The organism is Qipengyuania seohaensis (assembly GCF_002795865.1).
Classification (GTDB): Bacteria; Pseudomonadota; Alphaproteobacteria; order Sphingomonadales; family Sphingomonadaceae; genus Qipengyuania; species Qipengyuania seohaensis.
Genome location: NZ_CP024920.1, coordinates 2,208,407 through 2,223,691, shown reverse-complemented (window position 1 = coordinate 2,223,691; position 15,285 = coordinate 2,208,407). Strand labels below are relative to the sequence as shown.

The 15,285-nt window shown below is 59.1% G+C and carries 15 protein-coding genes; 6 read left to right on the top strand and 9 right to left on the bottom strand.

The genetic code is table 11. The features are described from left to right. Positions 1-21: 21 nt before the first annotated feature. The 9 genes from CVE41_RS10845 to CVE41_RS10805 all read right to left on the bottom strand — a co-directional run bounded on the left by CVE41_RS10845 (position 22) and on the right by CVE41_RS10805 (position 9,936). Positions 22-897, bottom strand: a complete 876-nt coding sequence (locus CVE41_RS10845) for a sugar kinase (protein ID WP_232725669.1) — start codon at positions 895-897, stop codon at positions 22-24. 27 nt (positions 898-924) lie between these two features. Next, entirely contained in the window at positions 925-1,698 is a 774-nt protein-coding gene (kduD, locus tag CVE41_RS10840) for a 2-dehydro-3-deoxy-D-gluconate 5-dehydrogenase KduD (protein ID WP_100260667.1), read from the bottom strand. A gap of 22 nt (positions 1,699-1,720) precedes the next feature. Next, positions 1,721-2,353, bottom strand: a complete 633-nt coding sequence (locus tag CVE41_RS10835) for an RpiB/LacA/LacB family sugar-phosphate isomerase (protein ID WP_100260666.1) — start codon at positions 2,351-2,353, stop codon at positions 1,721-1,723. A 112-nt stretch (positions 2,354-2,465) separates the two neighbouring features. Further along, entirely contained in the window at positions 2,466-3,485 is a 1,020-nt protein-coding gene (locus CVE41_RS10830; protein ID WP_100260665.1) for a LacI family DNA-binding transcriptional regulator, read from the bottom strand. 45 nt (positions 3,486-3,530) lie between these two features. Further along, entirely contained in the window at positions 3,531-4,808 is a 1,278-nt protein-coding gene (locus CVE41_RS10825) for a TRAP transporter large permease (RefSeq protein ID WP_100260664.1), read from the bottom strand. Continuing rightward, the gene (locus tag CVE41_RS10820) at positions 4,808-5,266 is read right to left on the bottom strand and encodes a TRAP transporter small permease (protein ID WP_100260663.1); all 459 of its coding nucleotides are present in this window, start codon (positions 5,264-5,266) and stop codon (positions 4,808-4,810) included. The genes CVE41_RS10825 and CVE41_RS10820 overlap by 1 nt, the downstream gene beginning before the upstream one ends. Then, positions 5,263-6,258 carry a TRAP transporter substrate-binding protein gene (locus CVE41_RS10815; protein ID WP_232725668.1) on the bottom strand — a complete coding sequence of 332 codons (996 nt, stop codon included), beginning with the start codon at positions 6,256-6,258 and terminating at the stop codon, positions 5,263-5,265. The genes CVE41_RS10820 and CVE41_RS10815 overlap by 4 nt, the downstream gene beginning before the upstream one ends. An 8-nt stretch (positions 6,259-6,266) precedes the next feature. Continuing rightward, positions 6,267-7,040, bottom strand: coding sequence for a 2-keto-4-pentenoate hydratase (locus CVE41_RS10810; protein WP_100260661.1), 774 nt, complete (start codon positions 7,038-7,040; stop codon positions 6,267-6,269). Positions 7,041-7,068: 28 nt separating this feature from the next. Further along, positions 7,069-9,936 carry a TonB-dependent receptor gene (locus CVE41_RS10805; protein WP_157799493.1) on the bottom strand — a complete coding sequence of 956 codons (2,868 nt, stop codon included), beginning with the start codon at positions 9,934-9,936 and terminating at the stop codon, positions 7,069-7,071. Between the two features lie 140 nt (positions 9,937-10,076). Between CVE41_RS10805 and CVE41_RS10800 the strand changes: the two genes are divergently transcribed. From CVE41_RS10800 to CVE41_RS15045, 6 genes are all read left to right on the top strand, one after another. Further along, a complete protein-coding gene (locus CVE41_RS10800; protein WP_100260659.1) occupies positions 10,077-11,774 on the top strand; it encodes a glycosyl hydrolase family 28-related protein in 1,698 nt (565 codons plus the stop codon). An 82-nt stretch (positions 11,775-11,856) separates the two neighbouring features. Then, entirely contained in the window at positions 11,857-12,528 is a 672-nt protein-coding gene (locus tag CVE41_RS10795) for a hypothetical protein (protein WP_198507655.1), read from the top strand. A 391-nt stretch (positions 12,529-12,919) separates the two neighbouring features. Continuing rightward, the gene (locus tag CVE41_RS10790) at positions 12,920-13,264 is read left to right on the top strand and encodes a hypothetical protein (protein ID WP_100260657.1); all 345 of its coding nucleotides are present in this window, start codon (positions 12,920-12,922) and stop codon (positions 13,262-13,264) included. 3 nt (positions 13,265-13,267) lie between these two features. Further along, positions 13,268-14,416, top strand: coding sequence for a tyrosine-type recombinase/integrase (locus CVE41_RS10785; protein ID WP_100260656.1), 1,149 nt, complete (start codon positions 13,268-13,270; stop codon positions 14,414-14,416). Next, positions 14,409-14,870 (top strand): hypothetical protein, encoded by a 462-nt coding sequence (locus tag CVE41_RS10780; RefSeq protein WP_100260655.1) that lies wholly within the window; start codon positions 14,409-14,411, stop codon positions 14,868-14,870. Before CVE41_RS10785 ends, CVE41_RS10780 begins: the two co-directional genes overlap by 8 nt. A gap of 98 nt (positions 14,871-14,968) precedes the next feature. Continuing rightward, entirely contained in the window at positions 14,969-15,148 is a 180-nt protein-coding gene (locus tag CVE41_RS15045) for a helix-turn-helix transcriptional regulator (RefSeq protein WP_100260654.1), read from the top strand. Positions 15,149-15,285: the final 137 nt, after the last annotated feature.

Sequence of the window (15,285 nt, the reverse complement as noted above, 5' to 3'; positions counted from 1 at the left end):
ATCGATGCAATTCCTCGAATCCTAGCGCGGAACTGCTCCCATGCGCCCAATAATTTGACGCGCTAGAGATTGGCCCGCTTCGACACACGCGATCGGGTCTTTACCAGCGAGATAGGCCGACAGAAATCCGCCATTGAACGCGTCGCCGGCACCACTGGTATCGACTACTTTCACTTTCCGAGTCGGGATCATGTCGGGCTCTTGCTGCTGGCTTCGCATGAGGAGGCACCCGCTTTCCCCTGCCTTCAAAGCGACAAGCCGCCCCTCGTCGGACCACCTCCGTGCGATCTCAACATCGCTCTCGTTTGTGTTCCATAATTCCCGCTCGTCGCTGTTGGTTGGCAGACCGATGGAGCAGAACTTGGCTGCTCGCTGAGACACATCGCGTGCGTCTGCGATATTAGACCAAAGTGCTGGCCGAAAATTGCTGTCATACGCGACGGGCAAACCAGCGGCCCGTCTCTTGTCGGACACATCGAACAACTGCTCCCGGCCGGAAGCTCCAATTATTGCCAAAGTTATCAGGCTGAAATAGAGAAGCTTGGCCTCTGCTGCTGCTGCCAAGGCATCCTTCATTCCATCCAGCTCGAACATCTCCCGCGCGGCGCTCTTGTCGCGCCAGTAGAGGAAGCTTCGCTCGCCGTGCTCGTCGAGATGGATTGCGTAGATACCCGGGTTACGCGTCGGGTGGCGCAGGACGAAGCGTGTATCAATGCCCTCGTCCTGCCATTCCGCGACCAGCGCATCGCTAATCGGGTCGGTTCCGACCGCAGTGACGTAAGCAACATCGTGTCCCGCGCGGGCAAGGTGGATCGCGGTGTTCAACGTGTCTCCACCGTAGCGCAGGCCATGACCACCCTGGCTGTGATACTCGAGCATGGCCTCGCCGAAGATCAAGACGGTCAACGCGAGGGTTCCTATCAATCAGCGTGCAAGCCAGCCGCCATCGACGGCGAGGATGTGGCCCTGCACGTAATTAGCAGCCTTGCTGGAAAGGAACACGGCAGCCCCGCCGATATCCGCCGGATCGCCCCAGCGGCCTTCGGGAATGCGCTCGAGAATCTGGCGATTGCGGGTCTCGTCGGCCTGAAGCGCAGCGGTATTGTTGGTCGCGATGTAACCGGGAGCAATGGCGTTCACATTGATGCCTTTTGCGGCCCATTCATTCGCCATCAGCTTGGTCAACCCGCCTACCCCGCTCTTCGATGCAGTGTAACTGGGCACGCGGATACCGCCCTGAAAGGTGAGCATGCTGGCGATGTTGACGATCTTGCCGCGCTCCCCATTCTGGCTGGTCCAACCCGTCATGTGACGCGCCGCCGCTTGGCTTAGGAAAAACAGGACCTTAAGATTCACGTCCATCACCGCGTCCCAGTCCTCTTCGGAGAAATCGAGCGCGTCCTCGCGGCGGATTATGCCCGCGTTGTTTACGAGGATATCGAGCTTTCCGAAAGTTTCGACCGTTTCTTCGACGATTCGAGCGCAAGGCTCGATGGATGAGAGATCGGCCTTTATAACGTGCGACCGAACGCCCTCAGCCTCCACCAGCGACCGCGTCTCGCTCGGATCGCTCCGGGCAACGATGACGACATCGGACCCGGCCTTTGCCAGCGCTAGCGCAATGCCTTGCCCGATGCCCGTGTTCGCACCGGTGACAAGAGCGATTCGCCCTTCAAGATCGAATGGATTGCGGCTCATATCTTCGCTCCCCTGCCAGCGATCAAAGGCCGCGAAGGTAGTCGCTGATCGCTGCGTCCTGCGAATTGGCGTAAAACAGGTCAGCAAATCTTTGACCCGCAACCGCGCTCTTGAGCAGATCCTGGTCGACCGTCTTGAGCACTGTCAGCATATCGGTGCAGGTCTTCGACTTGAGCTCGGCCAGGACGCCACGGTTTTTGGCCATGATGGCGGCGCGTTCCTTGGGGTAGCCGACACCGCTCTCGCCCTCGAAAAGCTTGCGGTAGCAGTCCTGCAGATTGAGTTCCGCCGCCCAGCCGAAGCCCTTGGCGTAGGGCATGGCTACTGCATTGCCATCGTTGATTTGCGCGAACAGGAAGGCGTCGGTCGGGTCGATAATCAGCCCGCAGAATACGCCAGGCATGGCGTTGGCCGCCAGCATCGAACCGGTGCCGGTTCCGCAGCCCGTCACTACGAAATCCGCTGCGCCGGAGTTCAGCAGGATGCCCGTGAGCAGGCCAACCATCGGATAAGTGACCTGCGCCTCGTCTTCTGCGGTGTACATACCATAATTGTGAACCTCGTGTCCGAGCGGCTCGACCACTGCCGTAAGCGCATCGTGGATGATGCAATTCTTCGCTGCCTGGCTGTTTTCGTTGATGAGGGCAATCTTCATGATGTCTCGCTTTCAGCTGGTTCGGGTGGGCCTGAACGGCCTGTCTTGGGTCCTAGGTAACCGGTGTCATTATCTGATGCAAGCGCTTTCGCCGGAGGTTCTTATCTGATGTTCAGGAGGCCGGTGGGACGACCGAGGAGCGTTCGACGAGAGCCGAAGGTAGCAGCCATCGAGCATTGGCTTCGGCATCTTCTGGCGCGATGAGCTTCAGTGCTGCCGTTCGCGCCATATCGACAATCGGCCAATGAACCGTGGTCAGCGATGGCCAGACATGGCTTGACAGCGGCGTGTCGTCGAAGCCGACGATGGACAGGTCTTCCGGGATAAGCAAACCGCTGCGACGCGCCGCGATCATTGCGCCAATCGCCATCTCGTCATTGCAGGCGAAGATGGCTGTCGGCCGCACATCCATATCGACCAGAGATTGACCCGCGCTGACGCCGGATTCGAAGGTGTAGCTTCCGGGCCTGACAAGGCTCTCATCCAGTTCCAGCCCGGCATCATCCAGCGCCTCCTCGAAACCGGCGCGGCGTTCCTGGGGAGAGGTGAACCCTTGCGGTCCCTCGATCAGAGCGATGCGGCGATGTCCCTTGGCGATGAGATAGCCGACCGCTTCGCGCACTGCTTCGCGGTCGTTGGAACTGACCGTGTGCTCCGCCGCGTCGAGCTTGACCGATCCCATGCGCACGTAACGACATCCAAGGTCGTTGCACAGGCGCGCGATGGCGTCATTCTCCGAGACCGGTGGCAGAAGCACAACGCCATAGGGACGCTGCCGCTCGAGGAAATCGCGGATGTCTTCCTCTATCGTGGGCGAATGGCGATCGACGGGCTTTACCATCAGGTTGAAATCGCTGCCCTCCAGACCTTCCAGAATGCCTTGCTGCACATTGACGAGGAACTGGGCGTTGGGATTGTCGTGGATGGCGGCGATCACGAAGTTGCGACGCAGCGCAAGGGCGCGAGCCTGCGGGTTGGGCACATAACCGATGTCGGCAATGACCCTTTCCACCCGTTGGCGCGTTTTTTCACTCAGCAAAGGCGACTTGTTGATGACGCGACTGACCGTCTTCTTCGAGACCTCGGCAATGCGTGCCACATCGTTGATCGTCGGTTTGCTATCGCTGGCCATAGCTTCTCATATGAAAATGCTTCGCGCTGGCCAAGTACCCCGGTGTCAAAAGGCTCCCGGAAGCCACAGCGATAGAGCAGGTACGAAGCTGACGAGCAAGAGCGCAGCGATAAGCGTAAGGTAAAACGGCCAGATGGTGCGCACCATATCGGCTATGGGGATTTTGCCGACTGCGGAGCCGACGAACAGAACCGATCCAACCGGCGGCGTCACCAGCCCGATCCCCAGATTGAGCATCAGAATAATCCCGAAGTGGACCGGATCGATCCCGCTTGCGATTGCAACCGGAAGAAAGATTGGCGTCGTGATCACGATCAGCGGCGCCATATCCATGAAGGTGCCGAGCAGCAGCAGCATGATGTTGATGATGAGAAGTGCGAGCAACGGGTTGTCCGTCATCACGCCGATCAGGCTCGCCAGCGCGGCGGGTACTTCAAGCAGTGCCAGTGCGAAGCCGAACGCCGTGGCCGCCGCGATGATGAAGAGCACCATGGAAGCTGTGCGGACGGACTTTTGCGCTGCTTCCCATGTGCCGCTCCAGCCGAGATTGCGATAGACCAGGGTCCCGACGAGGATGGTGTAGATCACCGCGATAGCGGAGCTTTCTGTCGGCGTGAAAATGCCGGACAGAATGCCACCCATGATGATCACACCGGTCATCAAACCGGGTACTGCGTAAAGTGCAGCACGCAGAAAGGCCTTCCATCCAGGGAAGGCTCCCGTGGGCAGGTTGCGCCGCCGTGCAACCAGCCATGCGGTCAGCATGAGCAGGCCACCGGTAAGGATGCCGGGCACGATACCGGCCAGGAACAGATCGCCGATCGAAACGCCGATTCCCGATGCGGCGGCATAGATGATCATATTGTGGGACGGCGGGATGAGCAGACCGACAATCGCGGCGGTCACGGTGACATTGACCGAATAATCGCGGTCATAACCCTTCTCGTCCATGAGCGGCACCATCGTCGAACCGATTGCGGACGCGCTGGCGATGGCGGAGCCTGACACCGCGCCGAACATCATGCTGGCACCGACATTCACAAGACCCAAGCCGCCCCGCACGCGTCCAAAGGCGGCATCGGCCACGCGTACCAGCCGTTCGGCAATGCCGGCGCGATACATCAGGTCGCCGGCAAAAATGAAGAAGGGGATCGCCATCAGGGTGAACACGCTGATCCCCGCCGCCATGCGCTGAACCGCCACTATCAGCGGAATATCGACCACGGCAAAAGTCGCCAGAGCCGCGCCGAACAGAGCGAATGCTACTGGCACGCCGAATGCAAGCAGGAGGAACAGCACGCCGAAGAGCACGAGAATTTCCATCACTTCGTCTCCGCCATACGAACGCGGATACGCCCGATGGAAAACAGCGATATCAGGGCTCCCGTTACAGGGATCGGAATGTAGGCAAACGCGCGACTTATCCCGAGCGATGGGATCACATGGTCGCGCACCAGCCATACAAGCTGTGTGCCGAAGACCAGCAGCGCGAGACCCATGAGCGCGATTAGCGCATGGATGGCGATGCGCAGCCGCCGCCGCGTTTCCGAATTGAACTGCTGCTCGAGGATTTCGATGCGGATGTGAAAACGCTCCCACACACCTGCTCCGGCAGCAAGGAAGACATACCAGATCATCAGCACAAGCGCGGTCTGCTCGGACCAGGAAGGGCTGCTTTCGAGCACGAAACGGCCGAATACCTGCCAACCGACGACCAGCGTCATCGCCAGCAAGCCGATAGCGCCGGCTTTGGCGAGAATGTCTGCAAGCCGGTCCATCATGCGCTGCCGGCCTGCTGAATCTGGCGCACCATTTCGCGCTGGCGAGGTGTGGTCAGGAATTCATCCCACATCCCGCGCATGCGCTGGGCGAAAGGCGCCGGGTCGATCTCATTCACCTTGACGCCGCTATCCATGATTATCGCTTTGCTCTTGGCGACCTGCGCGTCCCAAAGCTCGCGCATGTAAGGTACGCTTTGTTTAGCGGCCTGCCGGATGATCGCGCGATCATCCTGCGAAAGCGTGTCCCAGCGGCGCTTCGACATCACGAAAACTTCCGGCGCCAGCAGGTGCCTCGTCAGGCTGTAATAGCGCGCCACCTCGAAATGACGGCCGCTCTCGAAGCTGGGCCAGTTGTTCTCCGCCCCGTCGATCACGCCTTGTGCGAGGCTCTGGTAAACTTCGTCGAGCGGCATCGGCACGGCATCCGCACCCAGCGACTGCACCATCGCAATATAAAGATCGGACCCTGGCACACGCAGCTTCAGCCCGCGCATGTCCTCGGGCGAGCTTATGGGGCCTCGGGTGTTGTAGAAACTGCGCGCGCCGGAATCGTAAAAGCATAGGCCGATCAGCCCGTGCGGTTCGAGAGAAGCAAGAATTTCCTCGCCGATCGGCCCATCGAGCGTGCTGCGCATATGCTCGGTCGAGGTGAAGAGGAACGGAAGAGCCGCAACACGGGTCAGAGGCTCGATCGAGTTGAGCGGGGCCAGATTGACCCGGTTGAAATCCAGCCCGCCAAATGTGGTGATTTCCAGCGTGTCGCGCTCGTTGCCCAACTGTCCGCCCGCGTACATGCGCAGGCTCAGCCTACCGCCGGTAGCCTCCTCTACTAACTCGCCAAAGCGAATGACAGCTTGCACGGTGGGATAATCGCGCACGTGCGTATCGGTCGCGGTCAGCACACCTCCACCCAAGCGCCGCGAACAGCCTGCGGCCATGGCGGCCAGCCCGCCAGCGAGAAGCGTGCGCCGAGGAATGCAGGGATTTGGCAAGCATAAACTCATGCGAAAGGTTTCGCCTCGACAAGCTCCAGATGCAACTCGCCAAGCTGTCCGAAGTCGAGACGTGAGGTGCAGCCGATTGCCGCCTCATGGACTCCCGTTATCGCGCCCGACGACACATAGGTGCCGGCCGGAAGCGAGAAGCCCTTGCGATGGGCAAGCTCGATGAGAAACTGGAGGGCAGCATCTACATCTTCGGCAGGGTTTGCGACCATTCTTTCAGCCACTGCCGTTCCATCAATCTCGGCGACGACCCGCACCTCTCCGGCGTAGTCGCGCCAATCTGGCACTTCGGGCCCGACGAGCAAACCGTTGTTGTTGCCGAAATCGGAGATCACCGCCACCGGCCCGTGATCATTGATCGCCGGGATCGGACTGCTGGCGATTTCGGCACCGATGAACAGGCGGTCCCCTGTTCTGTCTTCCCCCAAGCGGATTATGAATTCGGGTTCGATTGCCGCAAACCCACCGCAAAATACGGACATTAGCGCGCGCTGCCCGGGAACATGGTGCACGACGGATCGACCAAAGATAGGTCCTGCGAGGCGGGTTTCCTGAAAACGCTCGACGTAATCCGCTGGAACTCCACCGACCTTCCACCCTGCTACTTTGTCCGGCCATGCCGCGATCGATTTATGTTGGATGGCATAGGCTGCATCCAGGTTGTCCGGAAGGCCGGGAGGAGGCCCGGGCAAGGCGGAAGCCTCCAGCCTTGCCCGGGTGAGGATGGCCGAAGTGTCTCGATCTTCGGCCTGGAGAGCGGGATTGGTCACGCGTTTGCCCCTACGGTAGCTGACAGGTTCAGAACCTGCCCCTCAGACCGATGAAGTAGCGCGGCCCGGAATAATCAGCCTGCGCCAGGCTGTCGGGAGTTGGGCGATAGAACACATTTGGTTCGTCGAGAATGTTCAGCGCCTGAAAGCGGATCTGGACGCCATCCATCAGATCCATGCTTGCCGAGAAATCGAGGAAACCCTGATCCTCCGTGTAACGATTTTGATCGCTGCGGAACGGCTTGAAGTATTCCGAACGCCATTTGTAGGCGAGGCGCGCCGAGAATGGTCCAGTCTCGAAAAACACTGTGCCGTTGAGGCTATGCTTCGAGTAGCCGGGGATGTTGGCCGGCTGGACATAATTTGCCAGGGGCACTTCACCTGCTGTCCCGTCGATGCGGATGGGCACAGTGGTGGGATCGGGAAATTCGAAGTTTGAATCGGCCCAATTGTAGCTGGCAAGAAAGCCCAGTCCGAAGTCGAACTTGTGCTGCGCAGTCACTTCGAAGCCGTAAAGATTGCTCTTGTCGTCCGAATTGACGGTACGCGCGATCGTCACCGGCGCCGCGGCGCCATCCACTTCCAGATTGATCGTGCTGACATCGGTCCGGAAACCGGTCTGTAAACTCTTGTAGTAAGCCGCGATTGCCAGTGAGGTCGTCTTCGACGCATACCACTCGAAGGACACGTCGCCGTTCCAAGACGCAAGGGGTTCGAGAAGCGGGTTGCCGCTGGCCGTGATCGCCCGTCCGACATCTTCGAAATCATCCTCGCTGAAGGACAGCGCGGCCGACATGGCCTCCTGATCCGGCCGGGCAATGGCGCGGTAGGCCGCCAGGCGTAACAAGACATCCGGATCGAGTTCCATGATGAGGTTTGCGCTGGGCAGGAGATTCCAGAATTCATTGGTTTCCGTATTGGTGACCGGATCGCCGACCGGCGTGACGACCACCGTTCCCGGTTCCGAACCTGGCGATGTCTCGACCGCATTGCTGATGCCGACCGAAGTTATTTTGGTGTGCACCGCACGCAGGCCTAGATTGCCACGGGCCGGAACGCCGAACATATCGGTGTCAAAGTTGGCCTGGACATAGCCTGCCCAGGTTTCTTCGGTCACATCTGTGTCCTGTGCCGAGAGCGTCGAACCGGTTGGCAGCCCTGCATCGTCGCTGCCGGTGAGCGCGGCGAACAATTGTTCGGCATCCCAGTTGGCGAAGGTCAAGCCACGCATCGGGCTGTCCGACCCTGCGTAGAGATCCTGCACGAGAAAATAGCCGCGACGCGCCGCGATTGCTTCGGCAGAGTCATAGCCGTTGACGAGGTCGACAGTCTCGTCGATCCCATCGTCATGGAAGCGCTCGCGTTCGGCCCAGCGCACACCTGCCTGTAGCGAATTGAAGAACCCGTCCATCTCGTAAAGTCCGTCGAGACGGAAGGCGAGGATGGTGTCGTCGACATTTTCCAGTCGGCGGCGGGCACGCGCGCCGTTGTCGTAAAGGTCATGATTGTCCAGATCGAACATCAGACCTGTATCGTCTTCGACATCGGAAACATCGGTCAGGATCAGGTTCGGGATGTTGTAGCCCCGCTGATCGAGTTCGAAGAGCACGCGGTCGCTAGTGCGAATGCGCATGTCTTTTTCGTCCTGCCGACGCTTGGTTTCCGAATAGCCGGCGTCGGCGGTGAGAACGAGTCGGCCATTGGTCCAGGCGATATTGCCGCCAAGGCCGAGGTATTCCTCCGTGCGCTGACGCCAGACGGACTGGTTTTCCAGCCGCGTCTCGCCGCTCCAGTAGAGCAGAGCGCCGGTATCGGACACCTCTAGGGGCACGATGTCGCGGCGACCGTCGGCAATTACGAGATTGCCGCGCTCTTCGATGTCATCACGATAGGAATATTGGGCGTCGATATTGATATCGAGGTTGGGTGATGGCTGCCACTGGATGGCCCCCATCACAGCATCGCGGTCGGCATCTGTCGCTTGAGCGCGGTAGATATACTGGTTGGATACTAGGTAGAACTCGTCCCCGGCAGCTCCGGTTGGATTGCCGTCCCCGTCGAATTCGAAATCGCAATTGTTGCTCTGACCCATGCCCTCGATCGTGTTGCAAGGGCGGAAGGTCGAGCTCGTGGTGTAGATATCTTCCGGTGCGTTATCGTTGCGGATCTGTCCGCCGATCGCAATACCGAACTCTCCATCACCCAGTTGGAATTGATCGATATAGGATGCGGTAAAGCGCGAATTGAGCCCGCCGCTACCCACGACCCGATCCTGATAAGGGCTGTAGCCGACCAGGCCTTGGACTTGCAGGCGCTGCTTGCCGTAATCGACCGGCCGCAATGTCTGAAGTTCGATAATCCCCGAAACGCCACCCTCGATGAAGCTGGCCTGCTGTGATTTGTAGATAATGGCGCCGTTGATCAGTTCACTCGGGAACTGGCCGTAATTCACGTCGCGCCCGTCGCTTCCGGAGGACACTTCGCGCCCGTTGAGTACGGAAGAGCCGAGGAACGCGCCGAGGCCGCGCACGGACAGTTCGGATGCGCCACCTTTGAAGCGGTCGGACGTTACACCGACGATGCGCTCCAGCGTTTCCGCCACGGACAAATCGGGCAGATCGCCGATGTCCTCACCCACGATCGCGTCGCCGATCACGTCAAGCTCACGCTTGGCTTCGAGCGAGTTCTCGATCGTGCGGGCAATCTCGCCTGTCACCACGATCGTGTCCTCGTCCTGTAACGCCTCTTCCACAACATCGGCATCATCGTCGGGCGGGGCCGCCTGGGCCAACGCCGCAGCCGGGGTCAGAACCACGGCCGATGCGAGCAAAGTCGCCTTGATACCGAGGTGCGAAAGGCGTCCAGCACGAAGCTGGTTGGTGATGATGGTGCGCATTGGGTCTCCCTCCCGATGATGTAGCGGCATTTTTACGATCAGCCGACGATGCCTTTTGACACCGGTTACCTAATTTATTGACACCGGTGCCATTGCGCGTCAATACCCAAGATGCAAAAGAGGTTCGGGGAGTGGATTTTATGCCGCAAGAAATGGTCACGCTTTTGAAAAGCAGCGTGTTTTTTTCCGCTTTGGCAATTTCGGTCGCCACGGCCGCCCCTGTCTGGGCGCAAGATTTACCCCCGATAATCGCTAACGCGTCAGCGGATGACGAAAATTGGCTGCCGGACTTTTCCTACGCCGGTTTCGGTGTCGGAATCGAAGCTATCCCCCACGTCGCCAGCGAAGTCCGAGTAGACGATTTCGGGGCTCGTGCGGATGACGAGGTCGATGATACGGCTGCGGTTATCGCTGCCATTGCTGCTGCATCCGAACAAGGCGGGCCGGTCCGCGTGCAATTCGGAAGTGGGCGCTATATTTTGAGCGGCATCCTGTGGATCGAACACAGCGGCATTGTATTGTCGGGAATGGGTTCTGGCGAAGGGGGTACCGAACTCTACATGCCCCGTCCGCTCAATCAGTTGGATGATGGCGGCGCACTGGACGAATTGCGCACCTATCTGGTGGAAAACGACAAGCGTGAGCGGCAGAAGAAGGCCAATCTCGACACGCTGTTTTCACCGTGGAGCTGGAGCGGCGGCTTTATCTGGACCCGGGTCCCCGAAGGGCGACATGCTACCTATCTCGAAAGTCACGATCGCCCGATCGGGAAGCAAGCCGATATCACTATGGGCAAGCGCGGAGAGCGTATCCTGACAGTTGCGGATGGCCGCAACCTCGCGGTCGGGGACGTCTTACAGATTCACTGGCATAACCGTGCCGGGCCTGACGGACCATTGATCCGCGTACTCTACGGTAATACCGAAGAGGAGATCGGCTCGCGCCATTGGGAATTGCCTGACCGACCTCTCGTCAGGCAAGCAACGAAAATCGAGCGCATCGACGGCAATCGCGTGACGATTTCCGATCCGCTATTGCATCCGATTGGCGACGAGCTGCCCGCCTATTTTGCAAGCTGGGAGCACTTGTCCGACGTCGGCATCCAGGACCTTGCTCTTGCCTTCCCAGAGAATCCGTTTTTCGGCCACCATAACGAGGCAGGCTACAATGGCATCTATTTCACCGGCGTCCACGACGGGTGGATCCGCAATGTCACGGTGACCAATTCCGACAGCGGCATCCTGACCGACGATTTGGCTAACGTCACAATCGCAAACGTCCGCACCAAGGGCGATCACATGGCGCATTACAGCGTGCATATCGGTAATGTGCACAATGTGCTGGTGGACGGGTTGACCGTCGAGAACCCGACGATCCATGCACTCAGCTTCAATACACAGGCGACAAAGTCGGTCTACAAGGATGCGGTCGTCTGGTCACGGCCGAGCCTCGACCAGCACGCCGGCGCAAATCACCAGAACCTTTACGACAACGTTACCGTCCACCTGACGCCCGACCGCAAGGCGAAAGACGGCACCCCGATGTTCGACCTCTACAAGGCCGGTGGTGCGGGGTACTGGAAACCGGGCCACGCACGCTACAATACGACGTGGAATCTCAAGGTCCTAGTTGATGGCGGAGTTGCACCAGGCCAGCCGGTGACGATCTTCGCAGGTTCGGAAGGCCCTGATGCACGTATCATAGGCTTGCATGGCAATCGCCCGCTGCTGCTGGACCACACGCCCGAGCCGCATGTGGAATGGCTCAACAAGCCGGTGGCGAATGCCCCGTCGCTTTACGAGTTCCAACGGCAGAAGCGTCTCGAGACCGCACGCTAGGGCACCAGGGGCTGCGCCTCAGAATATTCACGACAACGGGAGATGAAGCATGCGCAAGGGATACATTGCGTCCGGAGCCCTGATGGCATTTGGCATCGTCAGCGCAGCATGGGCGGTTGATTTCTCGCTCGACCCGGCCATCGACGAGTTCATCAAATTTGACATCACCACCGGCGCAAGCGTGGCGCAGCACGCCTCCGATGCGCGCACCATCACTTTTACTATCCCCGACGAAACTGCCGCTCGCGCGGAAATCCGCCGCGCGTCGCAAGCCAGCGGGCCACAAGATATGGGCGGCACTTTCACACTCACCAACCAAGATGGCGACTTTCTCAGCATCATCCAGGCGCTGAACGTCAAGGCGCGCAACAAGCCGACCGGATCTTCTGAACCGGTTGCCCAGCTTGCGATCCGCAAGACCGGCAAACTCGTGAACGTCGATGGAGGGCTGCGCGCATCCTACGAGTTCTACATCGAACAGCAAAACGGCAAGCCGACCTGCGCAGCACTTGGGACCTTCACCCATGGCGAGCCAGTGTCGATCGCGATGACCTACGACATGGACGAGTGGCCCGTGTTCACACGAGATGGCGACCCGACCAAGACGTGCACCGGCGGAAAGCCTGACCGGCTGATGGGCGATCCATCCGGCGAGGCGCGCGGAACATTCTATTATTACGGGAAGCTCGGCGTCTATCAGACCAACAGCGGCGCCGGAAGCTCACAGGTGGTTTGGACGGAAATATTCGACTGAGCTGTGCAACCCAAGTGTCGGATTTGCACGCACTTTCGCCGAAAGCGGAATGTCCGCTAACGGCCCAATAGCTGCCATTAGGTGCCCATCACTTTCATGTCGGATGAATGCGAGAATCCCAGAATTCTGCGGATTGTCGCTAATGGCGCGCCCGGCAGGACTCGAACCTGCTGCCTCAAGATTAGAAGTTAGGTTGCCCACTTCCCATGAGGCCTCAATAGTGCGCAATTCTGGGGTTTTTGAGTTTCATGCATGCCATAACTTGCATGTTACCTCACTCTGAGTTACCTAGCTTGTTACCTATTGCCGATCAGGTAACAGGCGGGCCAAGGTAGGAGCTGCAACTCCTGCCCTTGACCCTCACCACAACCGACTAACTGGAGTCGAGAATATGGCTAGCATCGCACTACACCCGCGAACCGAAGAACGTAAGGCAACCGAGAGCGAAAAGCTCTACGCCGCCTGGAGGCGCGCAAAAGGCAGCTGGGACCTCGCATCCTATGCGCCAGAAACCTTTCTTAATGGCCTTCCAAATGACGAGGAGGATGCGCATTGCGATGCTACCTGCAAGGCATTGAATGCCTACCTCCTCCACCCCACCGATTGCCCACGCGAATTGGCCCGTAAGCTTCGGGTGATGCGCGACGAAGAGATTTACGACTCTTGGACAATGGCCCCTCAGATCGCCGTTGTCGTTGCCGCCGATGCCCACCGCGTCGCCTTCGGAAGCGACTGACCTATGCTTACCGACACGAAGATCGCAGCAATTAAACCGCCAGAAAAGGGACAGGACGAACACCCTGACCACAAGGTGACGGGGCTGCGGCTTCGTGTCGGCGCTGGCGGCGCAAAGTCATGGCAACTGCGCCGCCGCGTTGGGGGCAAGGTCATCAATCGGAAGCTTGGCACTTATCCGGCAATGAAGCTGGCGCAAGCGCGCAATGCAGCCGAGGCCATGATCGAGGCGCTAGAACGCGATGGCAGCACGGAAGGCATCGACAGGCCTTTTGAAGTGGCTGCGGAGGCATGGATAAAAGCGAAGAAGCGCCCTGCCCTAATTAGCCGCCAGCTTGAGCTTCACGTTTACCCTCATTGGCAGGGTCGCAAGCTAGGAGAGATTAAGCGCGCGGATGTGCGCGACCTCATCGCGGGGCTTGAAGGTGACGTCCTGCCGAACCGCGTTCTCGCGACGATCAAGACAATCTTTGGCTACGCCATAAAGCAAGACTGGATCGAGACTTCGCCAGCCGACCGCATCGACAAACCACATGAAGAGACCCCGCGCACCCGCGTTCTCGACATGGACGAGATTGCCCGCGTCTGGAAGGCGACAGGCCTTCTAGGCTATCCGGTCGGCCCTTGGGCGCGCATCCTCCTTTTGACAGCACAGCGCCGGAGCGAGGTTGCGGGAATGCGTTGGGCAGACATCGACCTCGATAATGCGACATGGACGATCTCAGCTGCCAACACCAAAGCGAAGCGCTCACACCTTGTTCCCCTCGCCCCTGCGGCGTTGGAAATCATCAAAGCCATGCCAGAGATAGGGGATTACGTCTTCTCGACGTCTGCGAACACACCCATGAAGGGCTTTGCGCGCGCCAAGGCGCAAATCGATCAATGGCTGGAAAGTAAAGACGCGGCACTTGCTGAGCCTTGGCGCTTCCACGACCTGCGGCGCTCGGCAGCAACGCACATGGTGCGCCTTGGCATTCCTGAGCTTGTGGTTTCCCGCGTCCTAAATCACCGTGTCCAAGGCGTTACAGGACAGGTTTATGCCCTGCACTCTTACGCGCCGGAAAAACGCAATGCGCTCGAAAAATGGGCGGCGGAAGTCGATAGCGCGGTGAATGGGGATCGAGGCAGCAACGTGGTGTCAATCAATGGCTGAGGAAGAGCGCGAAGCAGGCAGAGACAACGCAGCCGAACTTCTGGAATACGTCAATTCCTATCGATCTTTCGTAGAACGTGGAGACAAGGCGAAGGTGGTTCCGGCAGTTGAGACGTGCCTGTCCTTTGGCCTGCCAATTCCAGATTGGCTGGAGGATGAAGTTCGCGCAGCGGTTCGCTTCTATTTTGATAAGGGAGGCGCGGCGAAGCGCGGAAGCCCTGGAAACCGCGCCCTTACGAAGAAATCGGAAATTGATGTCGCACGATACATGGCCGTCGAGAGGGAGCGCGAGCGAAAAGGCGCGACGCTCGACAGCGCAGTTGATGCCGCTTCCGTGGCCCTTAGGGGGACATTCGCCCAAGGAGAGGCGAGGCCGATCAAAGAGAGCTACACCAAGGTAGCCGCAGTCTATCACACAGCCCGCAGGAAGCCTGGTCCGAAGCCTAGCCGCTGAGAGTTCGTGCGCGAAGTTCGGGCAAACTTCGACGGCTGAACTCCGTGCCATTTTGCCCTTATTGAACGTGACGTCCTTACAAAACAGGAGCGTCACGAATGACCCAGTTCTTAAGCCCCAAGACAGTTTGCGAGCGAGTGGCGATCAGTCGCGCAACGCTCGATAGACTTGTTGCGGCGGGCAACTTCCCTTCCCCAATTCGGCTCACCCAACGGCGCTTGGTCTACAATCAGGCAGACGTAGAAAGGTGGATGGCCGGACGCTTGGGAGAAGCGTGATGGAAACGAAAAACCCCCGCATGGGCGAACATGCGAGGGCTTCAGTATCCATTGCTGCGGATGCCAAGGCTCTTACCCGAAATCGCCCAATTTTGCAAGCCAATAGCGCCATGCGAGCACGGCTTAATCTGCTCCTG

Coding starts and splice junctions, on each gene's coding strand:
- CVE41_RS10805 (WP_157799493.1), bottom strand. CDS start 9,936: ATGCGCACCATCATCACCAACCAGCTTCGTGCTGGACGCCTTTCGCAC.
- CVE41_RS10825 (WP_100260664.1), bottom strand. CDS start 4,808: ATGGAAATTCTCGTGCTCTTCGGCGTGCTGTTCCTCCTGCTTGCATTC.
- kduD (WP_100260667.1), bottom strand. CDS start 1,698: ATGAGCCGCAATCCATTCGATCTTGAAGGGCGAATCGCTCTTGTCACC.
- CVE41_RS10795 (WP_198507655.1), top strand. CDS start 11,857: ATGGCATTTGGCATCGTCAGCGCAGCATGGGCGGTTGATTTCTCGCTC.
- CVE41_RS10820 (WP_100260663.1), bottom strand. CDS start 5,266: ATGATGGACCGGCTTGCAGACATTCTCGCCAAAGCCGGCGCTATCGGC.
- CVE41_RS10780 (WP_100260655.1), top strand. CDS start 14,409: ATGGCTGAGGAAGAGCGCGAAGCAGGCAGAGACAACGCAGCCGAACTT.
- CVE41_RS10830 (WP_100260665.1), bottom strand. CDS start 3,485: ATGGCCAGCGATAGCAAACCGACGATCAACGATGTGGCACGCATTGCC.
- CVE41_RS15045 (WP_100260654.1), top strand. CDS start 14,969: ATGACCCAGTTCTTAAGCCCCAAGACAGTTTGCGAGCGAGTGGCGATC.
- CVE41_RS10790 (WP_100260657.1), top strand. CDS start 12,920: ATGGCTAGCATCGCACTACACCCGCGAACCGAAGAACGTAAGGCAACC.
- CVE41_RS10785 (WP_100260656.1), top strand. CDS start 13,268: ATGCTTACCGACACGAAGATCGCAGCAATTAAACCGCCAGAAAAGGGA.
- CVE41_RS10800 (WP_100260659.1), top strand. CDS start 10,077: ATGCCGCAAGAAATGGTCACGCTTTTGAAAAGCAGCGTGTTTTTTTCC.
- CVE41_RS10835 (WP_100260666.1), bottom strand. CDS start 2,353: ATGAAGATTGCCCTCATCAACGAAAACAGCCAGGCAGCGAAGAATTGC.